We start from the raw sequence: 16,065 nt of genomic DNA on the forward strand, positions 1-16,065 counted from the left end.
CGGACTGCGGACTGCGGACAACCCGCAGACCGCCTGCCGGATCAGACCGACGTAAAGCCGATGACGCGCTCGTCCGTCGTCTCCGAGCGAGTAATATCGAGTGCAACCGTCTGGCCGGTCTCGACCTCGTCGGGATCGCGGTCGACGATCTGTCCGGTGACGCGAACCGGGCCGAAGTCGACGATGGCGGTCGCGTAGGGTGCGTCGTCCTCGAAGGCGGGCGTTGGGACGTGCGTGACGGTGAAGGTCGCGATTTCGCCGGTGTCAGGAAGGGGCTGTTCGGTGAGATCCGCCGAACCGCATTCCGGACAGAGCCGGCGTGGCGGCAGCGAGGTGTGCCCCTCGGGACACTCGAGGTAGTAGGCCTCGCCGTCTTCGGCGGCGTCGAGCCAGTCGTCGAAGCCGGCGTCGCGGACGGTGTCTGTGTCTGCGTCTGTATTACTCATTACTCCATCACCTCCAGTACGTGAACCGTCGCACTGGCGACCGTTCCACCCGCGTTGTGGGCGAGACCAGTCGTCGCATCTGCGACGTGCTCGCTGTTCGGGTGCGTCCCCGCCAGTAGCTTCGTGACCTCGGCAATCTGTGACGCGCCGGTCGCACCGACCGGGTGGCCCTTCGCCTTGAGCCCGCCCGAGAGGTTGATCGGAACGTCGCCGTCTGCGGTCGTCCGCCCGTCGCGGGCAGCCGAGATTCCCTCGCCGATCTGGGCGAGATCGAGCGCCTCGATGGCGAGCACTTCGGCGATCGTAAAGCAGTCGTGGACCTCGGCGAGGTCTACGTCGCTGGCGTCGACGCCGGCGTCCGCGTACGCCTCTGTACCGGCCTCACGAGCGGCGGGTGAGCGCGCGAGGTGCTCGCGGTCGTGGAGCGCCATCCGGTCGCCGCCCTGCCCGGTGCCGGTGATGGCAACCGGTGCGTCGAGGTCGTGTTCGTCAGCGTACTCCTCGCTCGTGAGGACGAGCGCCGCCGCGCCGTCCGAGAGGGGACACGAGTCGTAGAGTCCGAGTGGACTCGAGACGGTCGGGGCGTCGAGGGCCTCCTCGACAGAGATTGCCGTCTGGTACTGGGCCTTCTCGTTGGTCAGCGCGTTGTCGTGGTTCTTGACCGCGACGTTGGCCAGGTCCTCGCGGCCGCCGCCGAACTCTTCGAAGTACGCCTGGGCCATCAGCGCGTACGCGCCGGGGAAGGTCATTCCGGCTCGCACCTCCCAGAGGTCGTCGGCAGCGATGGCGAGCGCTTCCGTCGCGCCGGCGGTGCCGAGGTTGGTCATTCGCTCTGCGCCACCGACAAGGACAACGTCATGTTCGCCGTTTCGGACGCGCATCACGGCATCACGAACTGCCATCCCGCTCGAGGCGCAGGCCGATTCGTACCGTGTCGCTGGAGCCTGAACGCCAGCGGCTTCGGCCATCAGCGGCCCCTGATGGCCCTGGTGCTCTGCCAGTTCGCCCATGAAGTTTCCGTAGAACACTGCTTCGACGTCCGCTCGTGGAACGCCGCTCTCTTCGAACGCGGTCTGTGTCGCTTCGGCAAAGAGGTCTCTGCTCGTCCGTTCGGGGGCGTTTCCGAACGGTGTCAACCCCGTTCCGGCGACGCGTACGCCACTCATACGCATTCGTACTGCGTCGTCCCGTTAATACTCCGCGGTTGCACCGAAACTGGACGCGAGGACAAAACTGTTGTCGGATACGCGAGGTAATAACCGAAGCAAATCATCGAGCAGCCGCCTTTCCACGCGTTTATAACAGTCTCGCACCGACGTGCGACTATGTCTCTCACCGACGATACCGTGCCGTTCGATATCGACCTTTTGACAGAACTCACCGAGACCAGCGGTGTTCCTGGATACGAAGACCGCATCCGCGACCTGGTCGTCGCAGAACTCGAGTCCAGTGTCGACGAGGTCCGGACCGACGCGATGGGGAACGTCGTCGGGACACTCGAGGGCGACTCCGACTACTCCGTTGCCGTCGCTGCACACATGGACGAAATCGGCTTTATGGTTCGCCACGTCCGCGGGAAGGAAGGCGAGGACGGCTTCGTCGAACTCGATCCGCTCGGCGGCTGGGACGCACGTGTTCTCAAGGCCCAGCGTGTTACGATCCACACCGACGACGGCGACCTACCGGGCGTCATCGGTTCGCCGCCGCCACACACACTGGACGAGGAAGACCGCAAGAAGACGCCGGAGGTCGAGGACACCTACGTCGATGTCGGTCTTTCCTACGAGGATGCCAACGAGCGCATCTCACCCGGCGACCTCGTGACGATGGACCAGTCGACCGAACTCGTCGGCGAAACGGTCACCGGCAAGGCACTCGACGACCGCATCTGCCTGTTCGCGATGCTCGAAGCCGCCCGCCGACTCGAGACCCCCGACGTGACGATCCACTTCTGTGCGACCGTCCAGGAGGAAGTCGGCCTGCGCGGGGCAAACGCACTCGGCGTCGACGTCGATCCCGACCTCGCTATCGCCCTCGACGTCACCGTCGCGAACGACGTACCCGGCTTCGAGGACGGAGAGCACGTCACCAAACTCGGGGAGGGGACCGCGATTAAACTCAAGGACTCGAGTGTCATCACGAATCCGAAGGTCCACCGTCGACTCCAGTCGGTCGCCGACGAGGAGGGAATCGAGTCTCAACTCGAGATCCTTCCGGCAGGCGGCACCGACACGGCTGGGTTCCAGAATACGGCAGGTGCGAAGCCGGTGGGTGCGATTTCGATTCCGACGCGATACCTGCATACGGTGACGGAGACGGCCCACGTCGAGGACGTGGCGTCGACGATCGATCTGCTCGAGGCGTTCCTCGCGAGCGAGGACGGCGAGCACGACTACACGTTGTAGGCGCACCCGGTGGGGATACCGGGTTCTGTCCCTCATATCTGCTGAGCAGACGCAATACCACGGCCGTCAGGCCGTGGATACGCACCATCACTTGGTCTCTGAGTGCGATCCCGCTGACTCCTCGCTTCTCGGTTTCTGTCGTTGCCGATCAGTGTCACTCAAAGTACCGCCGCGACCGCATCCAACACCATCGTATCGACGAACACGACGACGTGATCGCCCGTCTCGAGTACGGTCTCGCCGCGCGGAGTGATAAACTCGCCGTCGCGCGTGATCGCACCGACGACGACGCCGTCCGGGAGTTCAGCCATCGCCTCGCGCAGGCTGGCCCCGAGGAGGATGCTGTCCTCGCCGACTTCGATCTCGAGAACCTCCGCCCGGTCGTGGTCTAACATCGCGAGGTTCTCGGTTCGCTGCTCGCGGGTAAAGCGCGTGATTTCCTCGGCGGTCACCAGCCGCGGGTTGACCGCAACATCCATGCCGACGGTTTCGAAGAGATCCACGTACTCACCGTACTCGACGACCCCGAGCGTGCGCTCGACACCAATCCGCTTTGCGAGCAGGGAAACGAGCAAATTCTTCTCGTCGCTCTCGAGTGCGGCGATGACGATGTCCGCGTCGGCGACGTGTTCGCGGACGAGGAAGTCGATATCCGTCGCGTCGCTCTCGAGGACGAGTGTACCTGGGAGCTGTTCTGCCAGTTTGCGCGCGCGACGTGGATTGCGCTCGACGAGTCGTGGCTCGAGTCCGTCTGCCTCGAGTAGACGGGCGGTCTGGTAGCCAATTTCGCTGCCACCGATGATGACGACCTCGCTGGCCTGTTCGACCGTCGGGAGCGGTGTCAGTTCGCCGGCGAACTCGCGAGTGCTCTCGGCGGAGCCGATAACGACCAGTTCGTCCCCGTCTTCGATGACTGTCTCACCGCTCGGAATAACGACCTCGTCTTCGCGGATGAGTGCCGCGAACGTCAGCGACTCGAAGCGGTCGGCCTCGGAGACGGTCTCGCCGACGATCGGACTGTCCGCGTCGATACCAAACTCGGCCATTTGGACGACTCCGTTCGCGAAACTGCCGACATCCCGTGCACCCGGCAGGTTGACGATATCGACGATCGTCTCGGCGGTGTAGAGGTCGGTACAGACCATCACGTCGACGCCGAAGGCCTCCTCCGTTCGCTCCCAGGTCCGCAGGAGATCGGTCTTCTTCACGCGCGCGATGGTGAACGGATCGTCGACGGTTTTGGCCGCCCCGCAGACGACGATATTTGTCTCGTCGTCGTCGGTACTCGCGATGACGAGATCCGCCACCTCGATGCCGGCCTCCTCGAGTACCGCGCCCGAGGTCCCGTCGCCCTCGAGTGCCATGACGTCGCACTCGTAGGTGATCGCGTCGACGCGGTCCTCGTCCGTGTCGATGACGACGACTTCGTGGTCATCGTCGAGGTTGCCCGCGATGTTCGATCCGACTTCACCGGCACCGACGACGATGATTCGCATCCGTTACTCACCAGTTCGTAGTACGGGAACGAGACGCAAGAATGAGTTGCCGGCAAATATGGACCGCCCACAGGCCGGAACCGGTGTGTCTGGACAGCACACACTGTGCTCTCTTCTCTCCGCACACTGCTCTGTACTCTCTGCACTCCGCACACTGCTCTGTACTCACTGCTCTCCGCACACTGCTCTCTGCTCTCCGCACACCGCTCTCACGGCAACTCGTGAATCGTCAACTCCACCTCTCGCGGCTCACCCTCGATATCCGCCACCAGCCGCCTGACGACTTCCTGGGCCTCGTCGAGTAACCGCGGTTTGACCTTCCCGATCACCCAGTTGAGCGAAACGAACCGTGGCAGCGAAATCGCGCTCGGATCCGCCGAGTGGGGATCGTACACTGCCTCGAAATAAATCCGACTCGCCGTCTCCTCTCCCGGCGGCGCAGCCGACGGCTCCGCCTCGACCCGCCACTCTCCGCGTGCATCGAGGTTGTTCTGCAGGTGCCACTCGAGTGACTGTGGTGCCTCGATCCCGGTCACCTTCGAGCGGGCGGTGTAGTTGAGTTTCCACCAGGAGAGCCGCAGGTCGTAGACCGTACCGACGCTGCCGTTGCCGTGTGCGCGGACGTCGGTCAGGTGTTCCGTGTAGCGAGGGTAGTCGGAAAAGGATCGCACGTACGGAAAGACCTCCTCGGGTGGGCGGTACGCAACGGTGCTGAGGAGAATTCTGTCCACGGCGAGGAGTATGAGCGGTTTCACTGTAAGGATTCCCATCAGGTTCGGTCGAGGCCTCCACTCGGCGGCCGACAAACAACTTCTATACGCGGGCCTCCGAACGCAGGGACATGCGAGACGTCTGTATCATCGGCGGCGGCGTCGCTGGCCTCGCCGCATCGATCTTCACCGCACGCGCAGGGATGGATACGCTCGTCATCGACGGCGGCGAGTCCATTCTCGCCCGAAACGCGAGTCTCGAGAACTACCCCGGGTTTCCGGACGGCGTCGACGCCCGCCGGTACCTGCAACTGGCCCGCGAGCAGGCCCGAACCGCTGGCGCAGCGTTCGAACTCGGACTCGTGACGAGCGCCGACCTGCGAGACGAGACCGACTCCGACGAAGGGTTCGTACTCGAGACCGAGGGCGGCGAACCGATCGAAGCGCGGCGCATCGTCGCGGCGTCCTGGTCCGATAGTGACTATCTCGTTCCCCTCGACGTTGGCCGAACCCAGCGCGGGAGCAAACACTTTGTGGCGGCCGACGACGCCGGGCGGACGGCCGTGGATGGCGTCTACGCCGCGGGGCGACTCGCCGGCGAACCACATCAGACGATCGTTGCGGCCGGCCACGGTGCGAAGGTCGGACTCGCTGTAATCCACGACTCCGAGGTCAACTTCTACCACGATTGGGTCGTCCCCGAGGGCTACTTCACTGGACGTGACCGGGAGGTGCCACCAGGCTGTGCGGAGATCGACGATGAGGAGCGGCGCGCACGCGACGAACGTGCCCGTGAAACGATGCTCGAGGCGTTCGCGGAGCCACTCGACGAACAGCCGACGATGCATCCGAGCGTCGAGCAGGAGTAGTCAACCGGTAGTCTGGGCGTGGTCCCGAGCAGGTCTCCCTCGACGACGACGCAATGGCCAATCTGTGATCCGCAACCAACAACCAGCAACCAGCAACCGCGACCTCGCTACGCTTAACACACTCCCGTGAGAAGACCAGACGAATGCTCGAGGGAGTCAACGTCGCACTCGGGGTCACGGGCTCGATCGCGGCCGTCAAGACGGTCGAACTGGCTCACGAGTTGCGACGACGCGGTGCCACCGTTCGCGGCGTGATGACCGGCAGTGCTCAGGGGATCATCCACCCCTGGGCCGTGGAGTTTGCCACGGACAACGACGTGGTCACCGAGATCACGGGCAGCGTCGAGCACGTCGACCTCTGTGGCTACGACGGTTGGGCCGACGTGTTCCTGATCGCGCCGGCGACAGCCAACACAGTCGGGAAGATCGCCGGTGCAGTCGACGACACGCCGGTCACGACGTGCGCGACGACCGCGCTCGGCGCTGACACACCAGTCGTCATCGCTCCGGCGATGCACGAACCGATGTACGACCACCCCGGCGTCCTGGACGCCATCGACACAGTCTCCGAGTGGGGTGTTGACTTCGTCGATCCGCGAATCGAGGAAGGGAAGGCAAAAATCGCGAGCGAGGAGGCAATCGTCTGTGATGTCGCGCGCGCGGCAGGCGAACGGCCACTCTCTGGCGAGCACGTCGTCGTCACGAGCGGTGCGACGACCGAGTCGATCGACCCAGTTCGCGTCCTGACGAACCGGTCGTCGGGGAAGATGGGCCGCGCGGTCGCCGCCGCCTGCTACGTCCGCGGTGCGGACGTGACACTGGTCCACGACGGGCCGAACGTCCCCTACGCCGACGTTCAGGCGGTCGAGAGCGCCGAGGAGATGTTTACCGCGACACAAGAAGCCTGTGTCGAGGCAGATGCGCTCGTCTCCGCCGCTGCAATCAGCGACTACACCGTCGAAACGAGCGACGAGAAGATCCGGTCGGGTCAGGAACTGACGCTTGCACTCGAGTCCACTCCGAAACTGATCGACGAGGTGCGGGCGGCCAATCCCGACCTCCCGATCGTTGGCTTCAAGACTGAAACGTCGGGAGAGGACGACCAGATGATCGCCAAAGCCCGAGAGATGCTCGATCGAACGGGGCTTGCGTTCGTCGTCGCGAATGATGCAAGCGTGATGGGCAACGACGAGACGCGAGCCCTGCTCGTCCACGCTGGCGATGTCGCACAGTTTTCGGGATCCAAACAGTCACTCGCGGCGGAGGTTGCAGCGTCGATCGGCGCGCTGCTCGCAGACTAGTTCGACGACTGACGGTTCTAAAGCGGGTCAGGAGAGTTATATAGGTGGCGTTCATCCCATCGAACTAACCCATTAGTACCACCGATTGGATTCGGCAATGGACGGGGATTGAGGTGATTCGGAGTGGCGCAGAAACAACGAAACGATAGTATTGAACGGAAAACAGCGTCGCAGTCCCATGCACGTAGCAAAGCGGCTGCAACGGAGACGACGGAAAGCGATGGAAGCACGGGGGCAGTTGCCGACACGAACAGTGGGAGTGATGCGGATTCCGAGGAGACGGCCGGCACACTGGCTGCCGAGGAGGAAGATGAAGAGAAAGCGGAGAACGAGGAGGAAGAAGAAGAGGAGGAGCCGGCACCGCTCTCGAAAGGTGACGTATTCGAGGTACTTCGTAACCAGCGTCGACGGTACGTACTCCACTTCCTCAAACAGGACGGGCGTCCCGTTGAACTCGGTGACCTCGCTCAGCAACTGGCAGCCTGGGAGTACGACACGACACTCGACGGCGTCACGCCAGCCCAGCGAAAGCGCGTGTACACGACTCTCCAGCAGACCCACCTGCCGAAGATGGACGAGGTTGGCATTCTTCACTTCGACTCCGATCAGGGCGTGATCCGACCGACCGACCGGACACGGGATATCAGTGTCTATCTCGAGATCGTCCCCGGCCGCGAGTTCGCCTGGCGGGAACTGTACCTCTCGCTCGGGGCGATCAGCTCCGCGCTGGTCGCAGCGCTCTGGCTCGAGATCTACCCGCTGACCATGATGTCAAATCTGGCCTGGATGGGGCTTCTCTCCGTCGTCGTGACGCTCACTGCGGTCGTCCACATCTACCACGAGCGACACATGCGACTCGGCCACGGCGAACAGCCGCCAGAACTGAGCTACGGTCCGGGTGACTGATCAGACGGCAACTGCGCTCCGTGAGGCCACCTCGTCACATCGACTCACTGCCCGCACGTATCGTCAACTTTTACTCCGCTTCCGTCCCACCCACGACATGGATCAGTTACAGCAGTCGCTCCTCGACGCGCCGATCATCGAGAAAAACGGCTACCACTACTTCGTTCACCCGATCAGCGACGGTCTCCCGAAACTCGACCCGACGCTCCTTCGTGAAATCGTCATCCGAATCATCCGCAAGGCTGAACTGCAGGATGTCGACCGGATCGTCACCCCGGCTGCGATGGGGATTCACATTTCGACCGCCGTTTCGCTGATGACCGACATCCCGCTAACCGTTATCCGCAAGCGCAAGTACGGGCTCGAAGACGAGGTCGCCATTTCCCAGCAGACCGGCTACTCGGAGAACGAGATGTACATCAACGACGTGCGTGCGGGCGAGCGCGTCCTCGTCCTCGACGACGTCCTCTCGACCGGTGGCACGCTCGCCTCAGTCCTCGAGGCCCTCGACGGCATCGGCGCGGAAGTTATCGACACCGTCGCCGTCATCAAGAAAGTCGGCGGCGAGAACAAGGTCGACGACGCCGGCTACGACGTCAAGACGCTCATCAACGTCGATGTCGTCGACGGTGAGGTCGTTATTGTCGACGAACACGGCGACTCCTGAACAGTTCCAGCCCAGCCCGTTCTGGTGATTGGAAACGTCGTCGTACTCGAGACGGTCGAGATGAGACGACCATGACTGCACAGTCGCAGTCCAAGCAGAAACCACCGATTTTTGCCGTCCCTGCACCACATCACTCAGCAGTATCCTCCCCCCAACCTGCTGTCAGCCGGACGAGATTGGGTGTTCCGTAACGTGTAACGCGTGCAGTGACTCGAGTGCCTACTCTGTGTTGTTCCCGCTGACCGACCCGACCGTCTCCGGAACCAGCGGGGCATAGTCTTTGTGTTCGAACGAGCCGAGAACCGTCCCGTTGAGCGTTTTTGCGTGCGTAAAGAGTACTCCCTCGTCTTCGGTCGCGGCGAGCATCCCCGCGACGTGGCGTCGTTCGTACTGTCCGGCGAGTAAAATTGCCGTCTCGCTCTCGGGATCGAGATACTCGACGACGAGGAAGACCGCACCGCTCACCTCGTTCCGGTATGCTTCGAATCGGGGGAACTCGCCACGATCGAACGCATCAGAGAACGCATCTGCGTGGTTATCCGGAACGACGAAGACGATACCAAAGCGCTCGTTGTGTTTCGGGCCGGCATCGCGGCTGACTGCAGCCGTCTGGATCGCTGGAATTGCGACGGTATCCCATCCCTGTTCGCGACGCTGTTCGGCCAGTATCTCCAGCTCTTCAGTCGTCTGCGCCCAGGCGTCTTTGATTGCGGTCGTGCTGACCCGTTCGACTCGTTCAGCACTGTCGTCGTTCCCAATCCGTGCCATACGAAGGGGTGGGCACAGTAGCCGGATAACTCTTTTCACGCTAGTTCGCTACCGAACTCATCGACCAGTATCGCGGTTACAGACGCCAGTCGAGACACATTCTCTGCACAGCGTCAGACGCAGCCTCGACCGATCAGATCCCGAACACTGCCTCCATCAGAAACGAAACGAGCAAGATGGTAATGCTCCCGAGCAACAGCTTTCCTGGCGCCCGCATCCGCGCTTCCGGTGGCGGTGACTGCACCCACCGAAGCGGCGGTAACTGCTGGACGAACGCCTGAAACCGCGTCTTGTCCGCCGTCTCCGGGATCGAATCACCCTCGACGCCAGCCAGCTCGGTACTCGAGTCCAGATCGCCCGGCGTTGACGGCCAGAGTCGGACTGTCGCGTACCCCAACAGGAGGAAGCCGACGAAAAAGAGGGTGAGCTTCGCCTGTGAGGGGCCACCACCGGTGACGAGACCGAGGAGCAGCGCCGTGATCGTCGCGATCGCGGCGACGGCGCTGGCGTAGGTGAGGGCATCGATCCAGACGGACAGTCGGACGTGGAGCGAACTCCGGTGGTGTTCTGCAGTCATCGTAATCGGCGGTGGGTTCGTGGGTCGGCGTACTGGATGGTAGTCAGAGCGAGCAGAAATGGACTTCGATCGGGCTGCTTTTGTGGTGGTTTGAGTTGGTGTGCTGGGTTGGGTCGGGTTGGGCTGGGTCAGGTCGGGTCGGGTTGAGTCGGATTCGTCTGGACAGAACTGGACACCTCAACTGGGTGGTCATCCGTAGTTGCCACCTCCAGTTCCTGTCGTCCCTTCCTTCAGTGAATCCCTGTCAACCGAAACCGCCTCTCACCGATGGCGTTCGTCGAGTACCTGATCCGGTTCCTTGTGCTCGCTCTTCGGGTCGTGGCGATGGCAGAGGCTCCGCCGTCCCGTGGGGCTGACGGTGTAATACTCCGGGGGTACCGGCTCGTCTTCGGATCGGTCCTGTTCCGGCCCGTAGCCCTCACAAATGCTGCCGAACTCCTCGCCGAGGCGCTCGAGTGCAGCGACTTCGCCCTCGTTGCGCGCGAGGTCTGCAGTTTCGTCGAGGATGTCCTGAACCTCGGCCGGAACATCGTGATCATCGAACAGTTCGCCGTAGATCCCTTCGATCGTTCCGAACCGTGGCTCCTTGCCCAGCAGTTCGCGGATCCGGTCTGTAACCGATTTCTCCGCGCGGTCGCGCTCGCGCAACACCTCACGGAGTGTATCGAGCTGGACCCAGAGATCGTTGTCCAGGTCTTCGTACTCGGGTGGCCGGATACGAGCCGGACAGCGCGTGCTGAACGGACAGCCCTCGGGCGGGAACCGCGGGCTAGGCGGCGTGCCGTGAAGCGTGATCCGATCCTTGTGGGCCGATGGATCTGGCTCCGGAATAGCAGACAGCAGCGAGTGCGTGTATGGATTGGCCGGATTGGTGAACAGTTCCTCTGCCGGACCGATCTCCATGATGTTTCCGAGATACATCACAGCCACACGATCACAGATGTGGCGCACAACCGAGAGGTCGTGGGCGATGAAGAGGTAAGTCAGCCCGAACTCCGTCTGCAGGTCCTCGAGCAGGTTGATAACCTCGGCCTGCACACTCACGTCGAGCGCCGAGACTGGTTCGTCGAGGACGATGAACTCCGGTTCGAGTGTCAGCGTTCGCGCGATACCGATTCGCTGGCGCTGCCCGCCGGAGAACTGGTGGGGGTAGCGATAGTAGTGCTCGCGCTGGAGACCGACCGTGTCGAGCAACTCTTTGACGTGCTGGCGGCGCTCGCGCGGCGTCTTCCAGTCGTGTACGTCGAGCGGTTCGCGGACGATCTCCCCGATGGTCATCCGGTCGTTGAGACTCGAGTCAGGGTCCTGGAACACCATCTGAGCGTTCCGACGCCACTCTTTGAGTTCCGCTCCCGACAGCGTCGTGATGTCCGTGCCGTCGAATCGGATCTCTCCGCCCGTTGCGGACTCGAGTTGGATGAGCGTTCGCCCGAGCGTACTCTTCCCGCAGCCAGACTCACCGACCAGGCCAAGCGTTTCGCCACGCTTGATATCGAAGCTGACGCCGTCGACGGCCTTGACGGGTGTGCCACCGAAGAGACCGTCACCTTCGTAGTAGGTCCGCAGGTCACGAACCTCAACCATGACGTCCTCGTCCTGGGACGACCCTGCCTGTGGCTCCGTTTCAGTTGCGCTTGCTTCGATTGCGTTCTGGCTCATCAGTTGTCACCTCCGGTCGTGTTGGCGTCTGTCTGTGTCTCTGCCTGTACACCCGTTTCCGTCCGAACGTGATTATTCACGTATTTGTCAATGTAGAGGAGGCACGCAGCCGTGTGAGCGGTCTGTTCGTCCTCGCGCGCATCGCCAACCGAAACCGTATCTGGGTGGACCGCCTCACACTCTTCGAACGCCTTCGGACACCGCGGCGCGAACCGACAGTACGTCGCCGGCTCGTTCGGCGTCGGCACGTTCCCTTCGATCGTCTGTAGCCGGTCGCCACTCTGGCGACCCGGGATGGACTCGAGTAGCCCCTGCGTGTAGGGGTGTTTCGGATCGTCGAACAGCGAGTGGACCCCCGCCGTCTCGACGACTTCACCGGCGTACATGACGTTCACACGGTGGGTCACCTCGGCGATGACACCCATGTCGTGGGTGATGAACATGATCCCAAGGTCGCGCTCTTCCTGAAGCTCTCGCAGCAGATCCAGAATCTGGGCCTGAATCGTCACGTCGAGCGCCGTCGTCGGCTCGTCACAGATCAGCAGGTCAGGGTCACAGGCCAGCGCCATCGCGATAACCGCACGCTGGCGCATCCCGCCGGAGAACTGGTGGGGATACTCCGTTACGCGCCGGCGCGCGTCCGGAATCCCAACCGCCTCGAGCAGGTTCATCGCTTCCTTGGTCGCCTCCTGTCCCGACAGATCCTGGTGTAGCCGCAGCGTCTCCTTGATCTGGTTCCCGACTGTATAGACCGGGTTGAGACTCGTCAGCGGATCCTGGAAGACCATCGCGATTCGGCCACCGCGCATCGCCCGCTGGATCTCACCCGTACAACGGGTGAGTTCGACGAACCCGCCGGTGATCGACTCCGGATCGTTCGGACCGCCACCCTCGACAAAGACACAGTCGTCGGCGCCGACGAACTCGAGTACGTCGCCGTAGGCACCGACGAAATCTGCGATCGTTGCCTCCTCGCGGTCGTCGTAGCCGAACGTACTCGGCGTTGCGTCGACGTCGGGGTGGTCGAACAGCGAGGCAGGGTCGTGTTCTGTCTCGAGGTCGTCGAGGCTGACGGTTCGATCCGCGAACTCCGTGGCGAACGCCTGGAGTGTTTCGAGATGCTTGAAGCGAATGCTGCTTCCGGGCATAATCCGGCCAGGCGAGTCGACGAGCCCCATGATCGAGCGAGCGGTGACGCTTTTCCCAGAGCCACTCTCACCGACGATGCCGACGGTTTCGCCGGGTCGAATGTCGAAGCTCACGCCGTCGACCGCGCGGATGACCTCCTTGTCCGTGAAAAAGGAGGTCTGGAGGTTTCTGACGGTGAGGATCGGCTCTTCGTGGGCCGCGTTCCCGGCCGTCGTCGTCGATTCGGCTGTCGTGGTCGCTGTAGATGTGCTTGGAGAGTCAGATTCCATAGACATTATCCACCACCTCCGGCGGCGCCGGCAGTGTCACCGGCGTCACTCTGTGGGTCGATTGCGTCGCGAATGCCGTCACCAAGTGCGTTGAATCCGGTGACGAGCAACACGACGAGGATCCCTGGCAGGGTCGCGATGTGCCACGAGGACGTCGCGATGTAGGACTGGCCCTCGTAGACTGCACGTCCCCACTCGGGCGTCGGTGCCTGCACACCGAAGCCGAGGAACGAGAGTGCAGCGACGCCGATGATGACCCCGCCGAGCGACAGCGAGGCGTAGATGAGCATGTAGCCGGCAATGTACGGCGCCATGTGCTTTCGCATGGTTGCTGCCGGACTCTGACCGTAGCTCTTTGCGGCATCGATCCACTCCTGTTCGGAGACCTGGAGTGCCGGACCACGGACCGACCGCCACAGGAGTGGCCAGCCGGTCCCGGCGAAGATTAACGCCAGTAGTAAGCCGCCGTCGTATATCTCTGCGACCGGGTGGTTGGCCTGCATGAACAGCACGGAGAGCAACAGGACCAGTAAGAATCGTGGTAAGGAGATAATCGAGTCACTGGCCACGATGGTCACCAGGTCGGCGACGCCCTTGTAGTAGGCCGTGATGAGCGCGAGTGCCGTCGCGATGACCGCCATCAGGACGGTTGCGAGCAATCCGATGACGAGCGAGACCTGCGCTCCATACGCCAGGAAGGTAAAGAGATCCTTCCCGTCCGTATTTGTCCCGAACGGATGGAACCGGTCGTAGTCGTCGTAGCTCATCAGGCCGACGTTGTTGTCACCACCCTGGGAGCGGCTATCGGAGTTTGCCTCACCGTGGGTGATCGATTCGAGCCCATCGTCGCCGTAATACTCGAACTCGTGCTCGTACGGCTGGTACAGGTTTGCGTCCGCTGTTGCCGGGCTCACTGCCGGCGCCCACAGCGCCATCACGAGGAATATGATGACGACGACGAGACCGAACATCCCCCAGTAGTGGTTCCGGAGGCGGTCGATACTGTCGTCGCGAGGCGTCCAGTCAGCCTCACGGTAGTGTTCGCGGAAGGTTTCGTAGCCGCGCCAGAGCCAGGCCAGCCAGACAAGTGCGTACGCGTAGACGACAGCGACACGGAGCGCCCACGCAACTGCAGGTGAGAGACCGAGGAAGGTTCCTTCCCAGCTCCCATCAGGCTGCTGGTATCCTTCGTTCGGGATGAGTTCACGGCTCGTAATCGTTGGGAGCGAGCCAACCCATTCGACACCGCGGGTCAGTACGCTCACGGCCATCTCGAGGACGCCACCGACTGGCGTCAGCACGACGAGCGCCGTGGCAACGACGAGTAGCCCGGTGACGATGGCGCGTTCAACAACGTCTTTGACACCGGTACTTGCCTCGATACCGAGGCGGTCGACTAGCGTCCACGGGATCAACAGCCACTTGACGAGGATGGCTGCGATACCGAGCAACACGAGCACCGTGAGGCCGAACGCGACAAGCCCTGCAATCTCACCGAGTGAACTCGCAACGGATTCTTCGACCGATCCCGGGACCGATGCGATCCCGCCGAGTGCAAACCGGGTGGTCTCGCCGACTTGCACGAGCCCGGATGCGAGTCGCCCCAACTCGAGGACGACCAACACGAGCGCACCAGCCAACCAGGCAAGCGCCGGTTGTGGGTTTTCGGTGATTCGTTCTCGAAGCGTCTTGTCGTCGAATTCGTTCATGCTCATCTATTCGTACCCCACGCGTGGATCCAGAACGGTGTAGAGGAAGTCCTGGAGGATGTTTATCGAGACGATCAGGATGATGAAGACGAACATTAGCGATCCGACCAGCGGGAGGTCACCCTGGATGGCTGCCTGGAAGAACAGGTAGCCGAGGCCGTTGATGCCGAAGATGACTTCGACAATGACCGAGCCGCCGATCAAAATGAACGCTTCGTTCGTGATAATCGGGACGAGCGGAACCAGCGCGTTCCGGAAGACGTGCTTCCAGACGATGACGCGGTTACGAAGTCCCTTGGCTTTCGCCGTCTCGACGTAATTCGAATTAATCGTTTCGAGAACTGCCGTTCGGCCGATTCGCATCTCGTTCCCCATCGCGGCCGAACCGAGCACGATCGCAGCAGGCAAGACCTGCTTGATCGATGCCATGAGTGTTTCGAACGAGAAGTACACCCCGATCGGGATACTCACGATTCCGATCGTCATCCAGTCGGTGAACGCGATGAAATCGAGTGGCGGTTGCCCGATGAGATTACTACTGACACCAAGTGACTGCCAGTTGAGTCCGAAGAAGAACCGTTCGGACTGGCGGAGGACGGCCAGGATGATGATCGCGAGCCAGAAGTTTGGCATTGCGCGCCAGACGATACCGCCGAACGATGCGAGGTAGTCACTCTTCGTGTTCGGGTTCAGACCGGCGTAGAAGCCGAGCGGAATCCCGATGAAGATTGCGATCAGAACCGACCAGAACCCGAGCCAGAGTGTCCGTGGTGCGTAGGTCGTCAGCAGGCTTTCGACACTCCTGCCTGGCTGAATGACCCAGGACTGGCCGAGGTTGAACGTCAGCATATCAACCATGAAGTTGATATACTGTTGCCAGAGCGGTTCGTTCAAACCGAGTCGTTCTTCGATACGTCCGCGACTTGCGCCTCCCCCTTCAGGACCAACAATGGCGGCGACAGGGTCGATAGGGCCCATTCGTACGATGACGAACGTAATCGTGAGCCCGAAGAGAACGACAGGGACCGACAGGAGCAGCCGGCGGAAGAAGTACCGCCAGCGACTCACGAATGATCACCCGTCTGCAACATCTGCATCATATCTCGTACTATAGGTTGTTCGAGCATTCCTTGA

15 protein-coding genes are annotated in these 16,065 nt (G+C 62.2%); 5 read left to right on the forward strand and 10 right to left on the reverse strand.

The genetic code is table 11. The annotated features are described in order from the left end of the window. Window positions 1–41: 41 nt before the first annotated feature. Together NMAG_RS11885 and NMAG_RS11890 are read right to left on the reverse strand one after the other, a co-directional pair. Window positions 42–446, reverse strand: coding sequence for a Zn-ribbon domain-containing OB-fold protein (locus NMAG_RS11885; RefSeq protein ID WP_004215362.1), 405 nt, complete (start codon window positions 444–446; stop codon window positions 42–44). Next, a complete protein-coding gene (locus NMAG_RS11890; RefSeq protein WP_004215360.1) occupies window positions 446–1,612 on the reverse strand; it encodes a thiolase domain-containing protein in 1,167 nt (388 codons plus the stop codon). Before NMAG_RS11890 ends, NMAG_RS11885 begins: the two co-directional genes overlap by 1 nt. Before the next feature lie 159 nt (window positions 1,613–1,771). On the opposite strand from NMAG_RS11890, the gene NMAG_RS11895 reads away from it, so the two are divergent. Next, complete coding sequence (locus NMAG_RS11895) at window positions 1,772–2,851, forward strand: M42 family metallopeptidase (protein WP_004215359.1); 1,080 nt, start codon at window positions 1,772–1,774, stop codon at window positions 2,849–2,851. 158 nt (window positions 2,852–3,009) lie between these two features. Here NMAG_RS11895 and trkA read toward each other — a convergent pair whose 3' ends face one another. Together trkA and NMAG_RS11905 are read right to left on the reverse strand one after the other, a co-directional pair. After that, a complete protein-coding gene (gene trkA, locus NMAG_RS11900) occupies window positions 3,010–4,347 on the reverse strand; it encodes a Trk system potassium transporter TrkA (RefSeq protein WP_004215358.1) in 1,338 nt (445 codons plus the stop codon). A gap of 209 nt (window positions 4,348–4,556) precedes the next feature. After that, complete coding sequence (locus NMAG_RS11905; RefSeq protein WP_004215357.1) at window positions 4,557–5,117, reverse strand: SRPBCC family protein; 561 nt, start codon at window positions 5,115–5,117, stop codon at window positions 4,557–4,559. 71 nt (window positions 5,118–5,188) lie between these two features. Between NMAG_RS11905 and NMAG_RS11910 the strand changes: the two genes are divergently transcribed. The 4 genes from NMAG_RS11910 to hpt all read left to right on the forward strand — a co-directional run bounded on the left by NMAG_RS11910 (window position 5,189) and on the right by hpt (window position 8,800). After that, a complete protein-coding gene (locus NMAG_RS11910; RefSeq protein WP_004215356.1) occupies window positions 5,189–5,926 on the forward strand; it encodes an NAD(P)/FAD-dependent oxidoreductase in 738 nt (245 codons plus the stop codon). Window positions 5,927–6,069: 143 nt separating this feature from the next. Then, the gene (gene coaBC, locus NMAG_RS11915; RefSeq protein ID WP_004215355.1) at window positions 6,070–7,227 is read left to right on the forward strand and encodes a bifunctional phosphopantothenoylcysteine decarboxylase/phosphopantothenate--cysteine ligase CoaBC; all 1,158 of its coding nucleotides are present in this window, start codon (window positions 6,070–6,072) and stop codon (window positions 7,225–7,227) included. Window positions 7,228–7,350: 123 nt separating this feature from the next. Next, window positions 7,351–8,133: a DUF7344 domain-containing protein gene (locus NMAG_RS11920; RefSeq protein WP_004215354.1), complete on the forward strand. Its 783-nt coding sequence runs from the start codon at window positions 7,351–7,353 to the stop codon at window positions 8,131–8,133. Window positions 8,134–8,230: 97 nt separating this feature from the next. Then, the gene (hpt, locus tag NMAG_RS11925) at window positions 8,231–8,800 is read left to right on the forward strand and encodes a hypoxanthine/guanine phosphoribosyltransferase (RefSeq protein ID WP_004215353.1); all 570 of its coding nucleotides are present in this window, start codon (window positions 8,231–8,233) and stop codon (window positions 8,798–8,800) included. Between the two features lie 219 nt (window positions 8,801–9,019). Here hpt and NMAG_RS11930 read toward each other — a convergent pair whose 3' ends face one another. From NMAG_RS11930 to NMAG_RS11955, 6 genes are all read right to left on the reverse strand, one after another. Then, entirely contained in the window at window positions 9,020–9,568 is a 549-nt protein-coding gene (locus tag NMAG_RS11930; RefSeq protein ID WP_004215352.1) for a DUF7529 family protein, read from the reverse strand. 133 nt (window positions 9,569–9,701) lie between these two features. Next, complete coding sequence (locus NMAG_RS11935; protein ID WP_004215351.1) at window positions 9,702–10,145, reverse strand: DUF7555 family protein; 444 nt, start codon at window positions 10,143–10,145, stop codon at window positions 9,702–9,704. A gap of 261 nt (window positions 10,146–10,406) precedes the next feature. Continuing rightward, window positions 10,407–11,804, reverse strand: a complete 1,398-nt coding sequence (locus NMAG_RS11940) for an ABC transporter ATP-binding protein (protein WP_004215350.1) — start codon at window positions 11,802–11,804, stop codon at window positions 10,407–10,409. After that, window positions 11,804–13,228 carry an ABC transporter ATP-binding protein gene (locus NMAG_RS11945; RefSeq protein ID WP_012996682.1) on the reverse strand — a complete coding sequence of 475 codons (1,425 nt, stop codon included), beginning with the start codon at window positions 13,226–13,228 and terminating at the stop codon, window positions 11,804–11,806. Before NMAG_RS11945 ends, NMAG_RS11940 begins: the two co-directional genes overlap by 1 nt. Further along, window positions 13,228–14,937 carry an ABC transporter permease gene (locus tag NMAG_RS11950; protein WP_004215346.1) on the reverse strand — a complete coding sequence of 570 codons (1,710 nt, stop codon included), beginning with the start codon at window positions 14,935–14,937 and terminating at the stop codon, window positions 13,228–13,230. The genes NMAG_RS11945 and NMAG_RS11950 overlap by 1 nt, the downstream gene beginning before the upstream one ends. Further along, window positions 14,938–15,999 (reverse strand): ABC transporter permease, encoded by a 1,062-nt coding sequence (locus tag NMAG_RS11955; RefSeq protein WP_004215345.1) that lies wholly within the window; start codon window positions 15,997–15,999, stop codon window positions 14,938–14,940. Window positions 16,000–16,065: the final 66 nt, after the last annotated feature.

The sequence above is a fragment of the Natrialba magadii ATCC 43099 genome (assembly GCF_000025625.1).
Classification (GTDB): Archaea; Halobacteriota; Halobacteria; order Halobacteriales; family Natrialbaceae; genus Natrialba; species Natrialba magadii.